The organism is Parafrankia discariae, from assembly GCF_000373365.1.
Classification (GTDB): domain Bacteria; phylum Actinomycetota; class Actinomycetes; order Frankiales; family Frankiaceae; genus Parafrankia; species Parafrankia discariae.
Genome location: NZ_KB891103.1, coordinates 43,260 through 57,328, shown reverse-complemented (window position 1 = coordinate 57,328; position 14,069 = coordinate 43,260). Strand labels below are relative to the sequence as shown.

11 protein-coding genes and 2 pseudogenes are annotated in these 14,069 nt (G+C 71.7%); 7 read left to right on the top strand and 6 right to left on the bottom strand.

Features of this window, described 5'->3' with window-relative positions:
• The first annotated feature begins 822 nt into the window (after window positions 1-822).
• Window positions 823-2,367, top strand: coding sequence for a DHA2 family efflux MFS transporter permease subunit (locus B056_RS0102325; RefSeq protein WP_018500292.1), 1,545 nt, complete (start codon window positions 823-825; stop codon window positions 2,365-2,367).
• Here B056_RS0102325 and B056_RS0102320 read toward each other — a convergent pair.
• On the bottom strand, window positions 2,267-3,706 hold the full coding sequence (locus B056_RS0102320) for a hypothetical protein (protein ID WP_018500291.1): 1,440 nt from the start codon (window positions 3,704-3,706) through the stop codon (window positions 2,267-2,269). The two genes, B056_RS0102325 and B056_RS0102320, sit on opposite strands and share 101 nt — an antisense overlap.
• Window positions 3,703-4,323 carry a hypothetical protein gene (locus B056_RS0102315; RefSeq protein ID WP_018500290.1) on the bottom strand — a complete coding sequence of 207 codons (621 nt, stop codon included), beginning with the start codon at window positions 4,321-4,323 and terminating at the stop codon, window positions 3,703-3,705. Before B056_RS0102315 ends, B056_RS0102320 begins: the two co-directional genes overlap by 4 nt.
• An 85-nt stretch (window positions 4,324-4,408) precedes the next feature.
• Here B056_RS0102315 and B056_RS0102310 point away from each other — a divergent pair, with 85 nt between their 5' ends.
• Window positions 4,409-4,777 (top strand): RNA-binding S4 domain-containing protein, encoded by a 369-nt coding sequence (locus B056_RS0102310; RefSeq protein WP_018500289.1) that lies wholly within the window; start codon window positions 4,409-4,411, stop codon window positions 4,775-4,777.
• Window positions 4,778-4,880: 103 nt separating this feature from the next.
• Here B056_RS0102310 and B056_RS0102305 read toward each other — a convergent pair whose 3' ends face one another.
• Window positions 4,881-5,357 (bottom strand): HIT family protein, encoded by a 477-nt coding sequence (locus B056_RS0102305; RefSeq protein WP_018500288.1) that lies wholly within the window; start codon window positions 5,355-5,357, stop codon window positions 4,881-4,883.
• Window positions 5,358-5,427: 70 nt separating this feature from the next.
• Window positions 5,428-5,622 carry a hypothetical protein gene (locus tag B056_RS42310; protein ID WP_195905823.1) on the bottom strand — a complete coding sequence of 65 codons (195 nt, stop codon included), beginning with the start codon at window positions 5,620-5,622 and terminating at the stop codon, window positions 5,428-5,430.
• On the opposite strand from B056_RS42310, the pseudogene B056_RS45900 reads away from it, so the two are divergent.
• The 5 genes and pseudogenes from B056_RS45900 to B056_RS0102280 form a co-directional block, all read left to right on the top strand.
• A pseudogene (locus B056_RS45900) lies at window positions 5,572-6,701 on the top strand (RNA-guided endonuclease InsQ/TnpB family protein); the annotation flags it as partial. The gene B056_RS42310 and the pseudogene B056_RS45900 overlap by 51 nt on opposite strands.
• A 133-nt stretch (window positions 6,702-6,834) precedes the next feature.
• On the top strand, window positions 6,835-7,200 hold the full coding sequence (locus B056_RS43905) for a hypothetical protein (RefSeq protein ID WP_230202780.1): 366 nt from the start codon (window positions 6,835-6,837) through the stop codon (window positions 7,198-7,200).
• Between the two features lie 158 nt (window positions 7,201-7,358).
• Window positions 7,359-7,619 (top strand): hypothetical protein, encoded by a 261-nt coding sequence (locus B056_RS0102290; RefSeq protein ID WP_018500284.1) that lies wholly within the window; start codon window positions 7,359-7,361, stop codon window positions 7,617-7,619.
• 485 nt (window positions 7,620-8,104) lie between these two features.
• A complete protein-coding gene (locus B056_RS0102285; RefSeq protein WP_018500283.1) occupies window positions 8,105-10,384 on the top strand; it encodes a DUF6541 family protein in 2,280 nt (759 codons plus the stop codon).
• Between the two features lie 244 nt (window positions 10,385-10,628).
• Entirely contained in the window at window positions 10,629-12,155 is a 1,527-nt protein-coding gene (locus B056_RS0102280) for a glycosyltransferase family 4 protein (protein ID WP_018500282.1), read from the top strand.
• A 274-nt stretch (window positions 12,156-12,429) separates the two neighbouring features.
• On the opposite strand, the pseudogene B056_RS43900 reads toward B056_RS0102280, so the two are convergent.
• Together B056_RS43900 and B056_RS0102275 are read right to left on the bottom strand one after the other, a co-directional pair.
• Window positions 12,430-12,816: pseudogene (locus B056_RS43900) on the bottom strand (PIG-L deacetylase family protein); the annotation flags it as partial.
• A 279-nt stretch (window positions 12,817-13,095) separates the two neighbouring features.
• The gene (locus B056_RS0102275; protein ID WP_018500281.1) at window positions 13,096-13,806 is read right to left on the bottom strand and encodes a DUF2599 domain-containing protein; all 711 of its coding nucleotides are present in this window, start codon (window positions 13,804-13,806) and stop codon (window positions 13,096-13,098) included.
• Between the last annotated feature and the right edge of the window lie 263 nt (window positions 13,807-14,069).

Sequence of the window (14,069 nt, the reverse complement as noted above, 5' to 3'; positions counted from 1 at the left end):
CGCCGAGCACGCCGAGCACGCCGAGCACGCCGAGCACGCCGAGCACGCCGAGCACGCCGAGCACGCCGAGTACCCCCAGTACCCCCAGTACCCCGAGCACGCCGCCGCCGGCTGGTGACACGGTCCCGAGTACGCCTTAAAGATCTTTATCTGAAAGGGGGAACTGTCAGGTACCCCGACGACGGCCCGGCCGTTGGGCCAGGAGGGCGCGATGCCCCCGGCCCCGGTCGTGGCCGCCCCGGCCACTGCTCATGGACCTGCCGGAACGTCGACTCCGCCACCAGAAAAAAGACCCGGCGCCCTGCGATATGCGGTACCCGATTTATCTCAGCAGAAGAACCACGGGGCCGGCCCTCTCTCGAAGATCGGAATGTCCGGCCGCCCCGAAACCGCCAAAAACCCGAAACCAGCGACAGCAGGCCGTGGGCATCCAGCCACCCCTGACCCTTCAACCCGGAGCACGTAGACGTTCGGCTGAATGTGTGGCGGGTGAATGAGTCCATGGACTCATTCACCCGCCACACATGTTTTTGGAGGGTGCGACCGGGGGTGAGGGGCTGGGGTTGACCTCTACTTCGGTTTAGGTGTGAGGGTGGGGTGGTCGGTGGCGGGGTGATGCCCTTGGCGGGGCCGGGCGGGAGGGGTGGCGCGGTTGTGAGCAGTGATCTGGGCAGCTTGGCGGGGCCGGAAGAGGCAGGGGAGCCGCAGGAGGCAGGGGAGCCGCGAGCGGAAGGGGAAAGGGAAGGGATCCGAGGGGAGCCGGGTGGGCGATCCGCGCCATCCGGCTCGGCCGGGCCGCCGCGCACCGGGTTGGTGTTCACAGTGCTCGTGCTCGGTGGCCTGCTCGTCGTTCTGGATATCACGATCATCAATGTCGCGATCCGAACGCTGGCGGCGGATCTCGGTACTTCGCTGCCGGTGATCCAGTGGGTTTCGACGGGATACACCCTGGCGCTTGCCGTTACCGTCCCGACGACGGCATGGCTGGTGGCGCGGTTCGGTTCCGGACGTGTCTACATGGCGGCCCTCGGTCTGTTCGTGCTGGGGTCGGTGCTTTGCGGTCTGGCGTGGAACATCGGCGCGCTCATCGCCTTCCGGGTGGTGCAGGGGATCGGTGGTGGCCTGGTCAGCCCGGTGGCGATGACGATCGTGCTGCGGGCCACGCCGCCGGAACGGCGCGGGCGCGCCATGGGCCTGTTGGGTCTGCCGGTGCTCGTCGGGCCGGTGATCGGGCCGACGCTGGGCGGCTGGCTGGTCGACATCTCCTGGCGGTGGATCTTCCTGGTCAACCTGCCGCTGGGCCTGGCCGCGCTCCTGCTCGCGAGCCGAGTCCTGCGCCCGGTCACCGCGGCCGCGGGTGCCGTCCAGCGGAGCGGCACGCGTGAGAGTGCTGACGGGCGGCTCGACGTCCCAGGGCTGGCGCTTGTGGTGCCGGGGCTGGCGCTGTTCGTCTACGGGCTGGCGGAGAGCGGGCGGCGGGGCACCGTGGCCTCGGCGGGTGTCCTCGTGCCGGCGCTCGTCGGGCTCGCGCTGGCTGCGATCTTCGTGGTTCGGGCCGCCCGGATGCGCGCACCTCTGGTCCAGGTCGCGCTGTTGCGGCTGCGGGCTGTCGCGTCAGGGACGGCGACGTTGGCGCTGTTCGCGGCGGCCTACTTCGGTTCGATGTTCGTCCTGCCGCTTTACTGGCAGCTCGTGCGGGGGCTCAGCCCCGCGGAGACGGGGATGCTGGCGATCCCGCAGGCGCTCGCGACCGGGGTTTCGCTGCAGGTGGCGAGCCGGATGGTCGACCGGGTTCCGCCCGCCCGCGTGGTGGGCTTCGGGATCGTGACGGCGTCCTGCGGGTTGCTCACCGCGACGTTGTTGCTCGGCGTCGACACCCCGTACTGGCAGATGGTGCTGGCGATGTCCGTCATGGGGGTCGGCGCGGGCTCGACGATCATGCCGACGATCACGACGGCGTTGCGGTACCTGAGCGATCGGGACGCGCCGTCCGGCAGCACGCTGCTGACCATCACCAACCAGGTGAGTGTCTCGATCGGAACCGCCCTGACCTCCGTCGTGCTCGCGGCCGGCCTCACCGCCCAGGGCGTTGCCGGCGCTGCCGGTGGGGGCGACACGGCCGGCGGCGAGGGCGTCCTGCCGACCGTGGTGGACGGCCCGGCGGCTGCCCGGCTTGCCGAGGCCTGCCAGGACACGCTGTTCGTGCCCGCGGCCCTGATGATCGCCGCGCTCGTCGTCGCGCTGACGGCGATCCCAGGTGGTCCGTTCAGTGCTCTTCGACGCCCCCGGGTTCGGCCTCGTGCGGAGGAGCCGGATCCGCCGGCGGTTCGAGCAGCGCGCGGAGGCGATCCGACTCCGTCGCGGTGAGCTCCCGCAGCAGCGGGAGGCTGGCGAGCAGATCGGTGACCGGCATTCTGCTCGGGCCACGTGGAGCGGCGACCTGGGTCGTGAAGTCGCAGACGAGACTGCGGTCCTCGGCGAGCGGGAGCCGCGCCTTCGTGACCCGGGCAGCCGGCCCGAGCGACTCGGCGAGCGCGGCGAGCCGCTCGTCCCGCGCGATGTCGATGTTGTCCTCGCCGCGGTAGACGATGGTCCGGCCCTCCGCCGCGATCTCCAGCTCGGCCACGGCGGTTCCGGTGGCCCGGTTCAGCAGGCCGGCCAGCGGAACACCGTCGGACCGCCCACCGGAATCCTTTCCGGGTGGATCGGCCGGCTGGCCGTCCAGGTAGGCGATGAAGCGTTGGGCGCGCAGCGCGAGCAGTTTCCGCTCGATTCTCCACTCGAACGGACGGTTGTCATCCGTGACGTTTCCTGAGATCGACCGAAGCTGATAGGAACGAGCCCGCAGCTCGCTGATGTTCTGGGTGACGTAGTGCTGCAGGTTCGGCGTCGCGGAATCGACGTTCAGCCGTGCGATCTGTTCCAGGCTGGCGTGGCGGCCGAGTCGGCGCCAGAACACCGGATCGGTTATCTCCTCGCCGGTGAGCAGGAACTCCAGGGCGGCGTCGGTGACCTCACCGGAGAGATCGCGGACACCCGGAAACCCGGCGATGTTTCCCCCGGAACCGACCCAGACGGCCTGGAGGAACTGGTTCAACAGCCGGGACTGCCGGCGGCGCAGGCTGGCGGCGACGATCTCGGTGGCCCGCCTGGTTCCCTCGACCGCGAGCGCACGCGCCGCATCGATGCCCCGGCTGAAGCCGTCGGCGATGGCCGAGGCGTTCACGGCGTCGAGGACACCGCGGCCGTCCTGCGTCAACGCTGTCGAGATGATTCTGACGTCGGGGGAGCGGTCCCGCCGTTCGATCATCGTGGCGAGACCGTCGGCGTCGGTGAGCAGGGTGTTGGCGGTGCCCGCCTCCGCGGCGAGGCGAACGTGGGCGTCGGCTGAGTTCCGGTAGCGCCCGATGCTGAACACGATCGGCTCGCGGTCCTCGACGAGGGCGACGTCCCGGACGAAGTAGTCGACGTCCCCGCCGAACTTCAGGTACATGAAACGCTGACCGGCGGCCACGTCGTCCGGCCATTCGAGGACGAAGTCGGGCATATAAGAGTGGTTGAAATACCCGGTGTCCCGGATTCGCACGGAGGAGTCGGTCGCCTGTATCTCTCTGGCGACGACGGCCTTGATGCCGCCGACACTCTCCTGTGTGCTGGAGATACTCAACGCGGCTTCCAGCTCGGCGGCGTAGGTCGGGGTGGTCACCTGGCTCCCCTCTCGGTGCCGATGCCTCGGAGTATATTCAGGTTCTCGGCGGAGATGACCAGCTTCTCCTGACGCTCCGAGAGTACGATGATCCACAGGCGCTCCGCGACGCTCTCGCAGATCTCGTCCGAGACGAGGCCGCCGTCGTGGTCAGGAGGGTGGCCGAACACCCTCCGGTGATGCGTGTGGACGGCGGACCTGACCTCGTTCGGTGAGCACAGGTCCGGCCAGCGGGTCACGAGGAACGGCGCCCAGGTGATCCACATGAAGTGGTCGATGCGGGCCGGCTGCAACGACAGCGCCCGGTAACACTTCGCGAGAAACTCCACGTAAAGCGTTCCCTGGTTGTGATGACCGTTGTAGAACTTCGACTCCGCGACGAACTCGTGGCCCTGGAACTCGCCGCCGAGCAGCACTCCGCCCAGGTCGTAGGAGAAGCCGCGCCCGTCCGCCCACTGGTAGCTCAGTTTCGCGACCGCCACCGGTTCCGGGGTGACGTAGTAGACGTTCGCGCGGGTCGTGGCCTCCAGCCACAGTTTTGCCCGGCGGGCTCCGTCGGCGCCGCGCAGGTGCAGTTCCTCCCCCGCCATGGTCGCGAGGCTATCGAACCCGATCATTCCCGGGTCATCGTCGCATGCGGGTACTGATGGGACTCGTCCGGCGGGACTCCTCCGACGGCGGCCGGTTCGTAGAGTCCTCGTTATGACGTCGGTGGAGGAGAGCACTCGGATCGACATCTGGATCTGGTCCGTCCGGCTGGTGAAGACGCGGACGCAGGCCGGGGACGCCTGCCGCGGCGGGCACGTCCGGCTCAACGGCGAGCGGGTCAAGCCGGCCCGGATGGTCCGCGCCGGCGACGAGGTGCGCCTTCGCCAGGCCGGCTACGAGCGCGTCGTCGTGGTCACCAAGGTCCTCACCAAGCGGGTGGGCGCCGCCGTGGCGGCCGAATGCTACCTCGACAACAGCCCGCCGCCCCCGGAACGCCTTCCGGTGATGGCGGCTCGCGACCGCGGGACGGGACGTCCGACCAAACGCGACCGCCGCGCGGTGGAACGCCTGCGCAACCGCTGAGCGGCCGCGGCCGCCCGGCCCGGCCTGGCCTGGCCTGGCAAATCAGCGTGGTCGGTCAGGCCCCGGGTGCGAAGGCGGCCGGGCCAAGCTGCCGCGGCGCCGGTCAGGGCTGGGCCGCGATCCGCGCGGCGAGGGCCCCGGCGAGGTCGTCCATCGTGCCCTCGGGTACCCATTCCGCGGCTGGCCGGCGGAGGTGGGTGAACACCGCCGGGCCCTGTTCATCCGCCGGTAGACCGTGTGCGCGGGGCACGACGTGAACATGGAGGTGGGTGAATCCCGCCGCCTCGGAGAATGCCGCGACGTACGTTTTCGCGCATCCCGTGACCTCGGTCAGGGCTCGGCTCAGCCGCCAGGTGACGAGACCCATCTCGGTGGCCTCCGCCGCGTCCAGCTCGGCCACCGTGGTGATGTGACGGCGGGCGATGACGACCAACCATCCGGGCAGTGCGCAGTTGATCGCGTGCGCGACCCGCCATCCGGCGCCGACGAGGATTCGCTGCCGCGGCGGCAGATCGGTGAGCGCCGCATTGCAGTCGCACGAGTAACAGCCGTCTGGGCCGGAATCGTGGACGGACGCCATGGCGGTGACTGTAACGCCTCCGCCCGGGAGAATCGACAGCCTGGACGTCAGCCCGCTGGCCGGCGGAATGTCACCGAGCTTCCGGATATGCCTTCGCGGCGCGTTTCGGGGCGCGCAGCAGCCAGGCCTCGACGGCGACGCGCACACCCAGGATCGAACCGTTCGATGCCGTCTTGCCGCCGGCCGCGAGCGCGGCGAGATCCTTTTTCCGCAACGGGCGCTCTACAACGCCGCACTCCAGGAGCGGCGCGAGGCCTACCGGCACCCGTCGAAGACCTCGGTCCGTTACGTCGCGCAGGCCGGGCGGCTTTCCGAGATCCGGGCGTTCGACTCGGACCAGGCCCGCTGGTCGTACTCGTCCCAGCAGGCCACCCTGCGCCGCCCCGACAAGGCGATGGCCGCGTTCTTCCGCCGCGTCAAGGCCCGGGGAGACGCCCGGCTACCCGAGGTTCGAGGGCCGGAACTGGTTCGACACCGTCGACTGGCCGAAGGACGGCGACGGCTGTCGCTGGGACTCCGACCCCGACCACCCGACCCAGACCCGGGTACGGCTCCAGGGTGTCGGCCACGTCAAGGTCAACCAGCACCGGCCGGTACGCGGCACCGTAAAGACGATCAGTGTCAGGCGGGAAGGTCGCCGCTGGTAGCTGGTCCTCTCCTGCGACGACGTGCCCGCCGAGCCACTGCCGGCCACCGGTGCTGTGGTCGGTGTCGACATGGGTGTGGCGTCGCTGGCGACCACCTCCGAGGGCCGGCACATCGGTAACCCGCGCTACCTCGCCGCATCCGCTGGCCGTCTCGCCGACGCTCAGCGTGACCTCGCCCGCAAGCGGCGCGGGTCGAAGCGTCGCCGCAAGGCGGTTGCCCGGGTCGCGGCGCTGCACGGCAAGGTCCGCCGCCAGCGGCTCGACCTTGCGCACAAGACCGCGTTCACTCTGGTTCGCGACCACGACCTGATCGCCGTCGAAGCACTCCAGATCGCCAACATGACCCGCCGTGCCAAGGCCAGACCCGACCCGGACCAGCCCGGCCAGTTCCTCCCCAACGGGCAGGCCGCCAGGTCCGGACTCAACAAGAGCATTCTCGACGCGGGATGGGGGGTGTTCCTTGCGATCTTGCAGACCAAGGCTGAAAGCGCCGGACGTGTCGTCGTCGAAGTGAACCCCGCCAACACCTCCCGTACCTGCGCGGTCTGTGGGCATTGCCACGCCGACAACCGCAGGACACAGGCCGAGTTCGGCTGTGTCGCGTGCGGGCACACGGCACACGGCGCACGCTGACGCGAACGCGGCCGTCAACATCCTTCGGGCCGGGCGGCCCCTTCAGGACGCGGAAGCGGCCTGAGAAGCCGGCGGCTTCAGCCGTCGGAGTAGTCACGGCCATACCGTATGTCCGCGACCGTATGCCCGCGGTTCGGCGATGTCGCGGAGGAGACAATCACCATGGGTCGTGGTGATCCGGAGGGATAGTGGCCGGCATGGGACGTATCCTCTCGCGAGCGGGGGCGACGGCGACCTGTGCGGCACTGTTGGTACTCCTGTCCGGATGCGGTGACGACGACAAGCGGGGGATGGGTGACGCACCCGTCCTCAACCGGCACGGGGATGACACGCCGGCCGAGGTGTTCAATTTTCCGGATCACTTCGGGAACCTGGCCACGAAATGCGTCGGCCACGGCTACCGGGCCTATGTGACAACCAACAAGGGTGCCCCGTCGAACATCGAGATCGTTCCCGATCCACAGTGCGCGACCTCGGACGCGACCCCCGCGCCCTCGACAAGCTCCCCGCCGCCCGGCTCACCGCCACTCACCCCGCCAGGGGACGTGGGGGGAGACAGCTGATGGGGCTCGCTGCTCGCGACTCCCGACGGCGATCGGTGCGTCCGGCGGCCGGCTCGACGCACGGGAATCGCGAGGAGCGCAGGGAACACGGGGGGCGCGGGAAACACGGACCGCGTCGCGGGCACCACGGGCGACGGGCCTGCGCGGCCGCCGCCCTCGTGGTCCTCGCCGCGTCCGGAGCAGTCGGCGGCTGCCGCCTGGACGACGACAAGCGGGGGATGGGTGACGCGCCCGTCCTGAACCGGCGCGGGGATGACACGGCGGCCGAGGTGTTCAATTTTCCGGATCACTTCGGGAACCTGGCCACGAAATGCGTCGGCCACGGCCTCCGCGGCTACACGACCACACATTTCGCCGACGACGACGGCTACCTTCCCTCGGCCAACACGAAGATTGTTCCGGACCCGGACTGTCGATGATCTGAGACCGGGGCCACCGGGGCGGGCAGGGCGGGCGGTCCAGGCTGTCAGCCGGACGGTGACCGGGGCGCCACGGCGACCGTGCCACCCGTGTCCGTCGGCCGACCCGTGCCTGTCGGCCTCCAGGTCTGTCGGCCACCATCTCCGCGGGCCCACCACGTCCCGTCGCCCGTCCGTCGCTGCCGAGCCACCCAGGTCCTGTCAGACCCCTTCGTCGGGCTGCCCATGTCCGCCGGGTCGCGACGTCCGTCGGGGTACCCCGACGGACGCGCGGTGCCGAGCCCCGAACCCCGGTTTCGACCGTCCCAGAGTGGTTTCTTATCATTTCAGGCGCTGCGGACGGCATATTCGGTGTGATCGACAGATCGCGGATGAATGATGCGATCGAGGTTGGATGGGGCTGACACGGATGACCGGGAACGCGCCGCGCCGGATCACGGCGCGACCATGACGGCCGCCGCCGCCGCCCCCCGCCGCCGCCGCCGATGACTGTCGACTCCCCGGTCGGCGCGTCGACCGGTGGTGGTCCTGCCACGGCGGACAGCACCGCCGGGACGCTCCCGGACGCACCCGCCGACCTGGCCGGCGGCGCCGGTCCCACGGAGCCGGCCGGACCGGGCACGCCCACAGTCCCGCGGGTCTGGCCGTTGCGGCTGTTCCGGCGGGTCCGGTCGTTCCGCTTCCGGTCGCCGGCCGGCGTCGTCGCGGTGGTCGCGCTCCTGTCCTTCGTCGCGAGCCTGGTCCTGCGGGCCACGCTCTACCCGGATGGCTCCGGTGACGCGGACGAGGCCGCGTACATCCTCCAGGCGCGGATGCTGCTCGAGGGACGGCTGACCCTGGACGCGAGCGCCGTCGAACCGTTCTTCCGGCCGTGGCTGACGGGTGTGCACGACGGCCGGGTGTTCACCAAGTACCTGCCCGGCTGGCCGGCGTTACTCGCCCTGTCCCAGGCGCTGTTCGGCACGATGACCGTGGCGCCAGCCGCCGCCGCCGGGGTCTGGGTCGTCGGGACGTACCGCCTCGCCCGCGAGCTCTTCGACCACGACTGGAGCGCGGTGGCCGCCGCTGCGGGCGTCGCGCTCTCGCCGCTGGTCCTCCTGCACACGGCCCTTCCGCTCGCCTACGCCCCGGGCGCGGCCGTACTCGTCCTGGCCAGCGCGGAGCTGCTGCGCGGTGCGCGGACGGGGGCGCGGGCCGCCCTGATCGGCGGCGGAGCGGGCGTCGGGCTGGTGCTGCTGATCCGGCCGTTCGACGTCGTGCTCGTGGTCCTTCCCGTGGTCGTGCTCGCGGCTGGGCGGCGACGGCGCGAGCTCGGGACGCTGCTGCGGCGTTCGGGCTGGGCGGTGGTCGGCGCGCTGCCGTTGCTCGTCGTCCTGCTCGCCTACTGCTGGTATGTCACCGGATCGCCCCTGCGGATGCCACTGTCGGCCTCCGATCCACTGGACCGATTCGGTTTCGGCCCGCGCCGGATCCTGCCGTCCGAGTCGAGTTTCCTGTTCACCCGCCGGCTGGCGCTCGACGCCCTCCAGGAGACCCTCGAGGTGGCGCCGAGCTGGTTCTTCGGCGGCGCCGCGCTGATCGCGCTGGCCGTCGTGGGCGTTCTGGCGCCGCGGCGGCGGCTCGAGCGCCTGTTCCTCATCGCGACGACGGGCGCGGTGCTGGCCGGCTACACGTTCTGGTGGGGGTCCGCGTTCGCGATGCCGGGCCTGCGCGACGGCCTCGGCCCGCACTACCACCTGGCCGCGTTCACCCCGGTCGTCATCCTCGCGGCCGACGGCGCCCGATGGCTGTGGACGCTCCTCCCGACGCAGGGGTCGCTGTTCCGCCGCCCGGGGGCATCCGTGCCGGGTACCACGCGCGGCCTGGCCTGGCGCATGGTCCGTCCGGGGGCTGCGGCGCTCGCCGTCGCCGGGCTCGTCGCGATCACGGTGCCGACCCTGCAGCCCCGGATCGACGTGCAGCACGGGGTCAACGAGGGCAACGAGTTCCTGGCGGCACTGCTCCCGGACGACCTGGGCGGGCCGGCCGTGGTGCTGGTGACGCCGACGGTCCCGAGCCGCTACACGCAGGTCCCCTACCACTCGCTGCGGAACTCGCCCGACCTCGACGGACCCGTCGTCTTCGCGGCGGACATCGGGCCCGGTTCGGCCGCGCTGCCGGACCGGGTGCCGGGCCGGGCGATGTTCCGCCTACGGCCGGACGAGATCGCCGACCCGGCGGTCCCGGGCAGCTTCCGGGGGTCCTTCGTGCCGCTGAGGCAGGTCACCGGGAGCCGCGTCGAGATCCGCGTGCGGGTACGGATCCCTGGCGCCGCCGCGCCGGCACCAGCGGGGCCGGGGGAGGCCCGGCTGTACGTCCGCCTCGGCGGGCAGGCCCGTACGCTGCCGACAGCCGTCCGCCGGGACGGCCCCGCGACGGTCACGCACACGTTCGTGCTCACCACCGGTAGCGGCACCGGGCCGGATGAGGTCGGAACCGCCGGCGCGTCGCTGCCGGCCGAGCTCGTGGTCGGGTTCGCCGACGGTACCGGCCCGGCGAGCGCGGGTTGGGAGGACCGGTTCCCCCTGGTGCGCCGCCCCGGGGGCGACCTCTCCCTGCTCGCCCCCGGGCTGGGCTGGCGCCGGCTGCCCACGGACACCGGCGGCGGTCCCGCGAACGGTCCCCAGAACCGTGCCGGGAGCGGCCCCGACGACGCCGACCAGTGGCTCCCGGCCAACGCGAAACCCACCCTGGACGTCTCGCTGACCGGCATCGCCGCCCACTGACACCCGCGGTGGTCATTCCGCGCGAACCGGCGGCATTCCGTGCGTAACGAAGATTGGTGACGGCCGGTACCGAAATTCGGATGGCGGTTAACGCTGGTGACGAATCCGATACGTCAGCCGCTCCCGCCAAGGTCGCCGGCCGTAACGTATGTGCGCTGACTTAATTTAACCACCTTCGTTGAAGGGTGGGATCTGGGGAGCTATGGGCCTTCTCGGAACTTTCCGCGCGTTATCCGTCCTTTTTTTGTGCGAGCAGTACCCGCCCATCGTCTGGGACGGCGCGGGTACCTACACCGCCACACTCGCGGCGGCGCTGGTGGGACTCGGGCACAACGTCCACGTCCTCTGTGCCCAGGGCCGCCAGTTCACCGACACCGTGGAGCGCGGGGTACACGTGCACCGACGTCCGCGGTTGCAGGTTCCGATCACCCGGGCGCTGGGCGGGTTCGGCTCGCGGCTGCGGGGGCCGCTCCATCCGCGCGACTCGCTGGCGCTGCGGGCGAGCCTCACGCTCTCCTACAGCACCTGGATACGCCAGATCGGCCTGCGCCCCGACGTGATCGAGACGCAGGACGGCGAGACGCGCGGGCTGATCGAGGCCCTCTGCCGCACCCGTCCGCTGGCGATCCACCTGCACTGCCCGACGATGCTCACAGTCCGGATGGCCGGACAGCCGGTGGGTGTGCGCGGCCAGCTGGCGGATCGGCTGGACCGCGCGTCCGCGCGACTGGCCGCCGTCGTCACGTCCCCGTCGCAACTTCTTGTGGACGAGCTGCGGCGCGACGGCTGGCTCGGCGACCGCGAGGTCGAGGTGATCCCGAACCTCTTCGACGCCGGCCCGTGGCGAGACATCCCGGACGCGCGCGGCACCGAGCCGACCATCGCGGTGGTGGGCCGGCTCGAACCGTACAAGGGGGTGGACGTCCTGCTCGAGGCGTCAGCGCGGCTGCGCGCGGCCGGCGTCGCCCACCGGCTGGCGGTCGTCGGGCGCTCGGCAGGCGTGATCGAGGGCGTGCCGTCGGGTACCTGGCTGGCCCGTCGGGCCCGCGAGCTGCGTCTCGACGTCGAGTTCGGCGGGCACCTGGCGGGGCGTGCGGTCCGCGACGTCTATCGCGACGCCCGGGTGGTGGCCGTGCCGAGTCGGTTCGAGAGCTTCTCGATCGTCGCGGCCGAGGCGATGGCGGCCGGACGCCCGGTGGTCGTGACGACGCGGACCGGGATCGCTCCCTTCGTGCAGCGCTGGGGGGCGGGCAGCGTGGTGGAGACCGGTGACCCGGGCGCGCTCGCCGGCGCGCTGGCTCCCTTCCTCCTCGACGCCGGCCGGGCGGCCGCCGTCGGGGAGCGTGGGCGACTGGGGATCGCCGAGCTCGACCCGCAGGCCATCGCCCGCCGGAAGGAGGCGGCCTACCTGCGGGGAATCGTCGAGTTCAACGATCGGATCCGCGTCCGGGACCGGATCATGGGCCAGATCCATCCCCAGAACTGGAACCGGAACCGGACCTCGATCCGAGATCAGGAAGGCCGGCGGCCGGGCCGGGAGGGACAGCCGGGCTGGGAACAGACGTGGGAGCAGGAGAAGGGGCGTGATCACGACTCGGATCACGGTTCGGACCACGGGCCCCTCCGGGACCCGGCGGCGGGAGACGCGGCCGCGCCGTGCCCGGAGCCTCGCCCGCCCGCCATGGACGGTCGAAATCGAGGTGCCGCAGACCGTCGGCCGCCATATAGATCTCGTACCGACTCTCCAAGGTCGCCAGCAGGGACCCGGTGAGCGGCGCCCCCGGACCCGGGCGCCGCCCGCCCGCCGCGCCGGGCCCGACCTGCGTGACGTGCGCGGAGAGGGCGAGCTTCTGCCGTTCCCGCAGGCCACGGGCGTCCACCAGGAGCGGGCGCCGCTCACGCACTCGCTGGACCGGTGCCAGCAGGAGCCGCCGTGCCGACCAGTTCTCCGTCCCATGGCCGAGGGTCCACGGCCAGTGGGTCCACAGCCACACGGTGTATTCGAGGACCTCCCCGCCGAAGCCGCCCGCCCGCACCGCGCGGCGCACCGCCTCGTGGGTGGCATCGTGGTCGGGATGTCCCTCGCACGAGGCCGGTGCCAGGATCTGCGCGGGGGACCGGGCGCTGATCACCTCGCCGATCCGGGCCGCGACGCTGTCGACGCACCCGGACAGCTCGGAGTCCGGGAATCCCAGGAAGATCACATCAGTCTCGGCGACTCCGAGCCGAGCGCAGGCCCGCCGCGCCTCACCCCGGCGCACCTCGGCGAGCTCCGCGGGCGTGCCTGCCGCCGATCCGCCACGGGCCCCGTCGCTCACCACCACGACGGTCACCGGCGTCCCGGCCGCGCGTTTACGCAGGATGGCCACCGCGCAGCCCAGGGTCTCGTCGTCGGGATGCGGGGCCACGACCAGACACGGCGCCGCGGCCATCGACGCGGTGATGTCGATCCCCCGACGCTCCCACACCCGCCGCCAGAAGGACCGCGCCGGCACCATCACCCGCTCCCGCCCCAGCCACACATCCGCAGGAACCACCCGCCGAGCCACCGTCAAAAACCCCATCCCAAACCTCCCGAGCCTTCCACACCCCACCTTCACCCCAACCAATTCAAGCAACCAATAAATCGAAATAGGCGGGGCCCTGGCGGACGTATCCGATGTGCGGCGGTTGAGTGAGTCCATGGTGACACCGGACCGCCACAGTTCGGGTCAGGCGTGTTCTCCGGAGGTCCGGTGTTGCGGGGGGATGCCGTCCGGGCGTTCGGCGGGTAGGGGAGCGCTGGTCGGGTCGGTGCCGAGGGTGTTGCCGCAACGGGTCGAGATCCAGCGGCGGCGCCCGGGGGTCGGCCGCCAGCTCTCCACGTCGAAGCTGTCGCCGGTGGCGTACTCCTCGCCGCCGCGGCCCGGGACCAGGGCGAGGGACTCGTGACAGCGCAGCTGGTCCTGCAGGCTCTCCGCGACCGCCGGGTCCACCGCGCCGACACAGCCCTGGACGGCCTGCCAGATCTCGGCACTCGCGCCGTCCCGGTCGTCGGCGTGCCGGGCGTCCTCGGTGGGCCACACGGAGATACGGAAGTCACCGCCCGCCCATCGCTGCAGGGTGATTTCCTCGACGTAGCGGCTCGAACCGCAGTACGGCGCCCCCGCGGCCGACCGGGCACCGTCAGCGCCACCGGGTGCCCCCGCCGCGGCGTCGGGAGCGGCTCCGGCAGTGGCCTCGCCAGGGTCGGGAGTGGCGGAGCCGGAGGCGGCGTCACCGTTGGCGGGAGTGCCGGTCGATGTCGCCCGGCCCCGGTCCGTCCCGGCGTCGGGTTCCGTGGCCTCGTCGGAGCCGTTGACGGCCGCCAGCCCGAGAGCGACGGCGACCAGGACCCCGACCCCACCGGCGAGGGCGCCCCGCGACCGCCGCTGCTCCGTCATCCGTCGAGCGTATGGCGTGCGGCAGCCCGGTCCGCCGGGCACGCCGCACCGGTCACCGGAGGCTCGCCGCCCCGGCCGCCGGCAGGTCCGGGTCTGCGCCGCTCCGTGCCGCTCCGTCTCCCGGCGGTCTCCGCCGCCGCCCCGGCTCCCCGGCCGGCCTGCCGCTCGGCCGCTCCGTCCCTCGGTGGCGTCCCTGGCTTCCCGTAGCCCCGGTCTCCGCCGACCTGGGAGCCGCCGCATCCGCCACGACCTTCCCGGGATTG

Coding starts and splice junctions, on each gene's coding strand:
- B056_RS0102275 (WP_018500281.1), bottom strand. CDS start 13,806: ATGACGGAGCAGCGGCGGTCGCGGGGCGCCCTCGCCGGTGGGGTCGGG.
- B056_RS43905 (WP_230202780.1), top strand. CDS start 6,835: ATGGGACGTATCCTCTCGCGAGCGGGGGCGACGGCGACCTGTGCGGCA.
- B056_RS0102305 (WP_018500288.1), bottom strand. CDS start 5,357: ATGGCGTCCGTCCACGATTCCGGCCCAGACGGCTGTTACTCGTGCGAC.
- B056_RS0102315 (WP_018500290.1), bottom strand. CDS start 4,323: ATGATCGGGTTCGATAGCCTCGCGACCATGGCGGGGGAGGAACTGCAC.
- B056_RS0102310 (WP_018500289.1), top strand. CDS start 4,409: ATGACGTCGGTGGAGGAGAGCACTCGGATCGACATCTGGATCTGGTCC.
- B056_RS0102285 (WP_018500283.1), top strand. CDS start 8,105: ATGACTGTCGACTCCCCGGTCGGCGCGTCGACCGGTGGTGGTCCTGCC.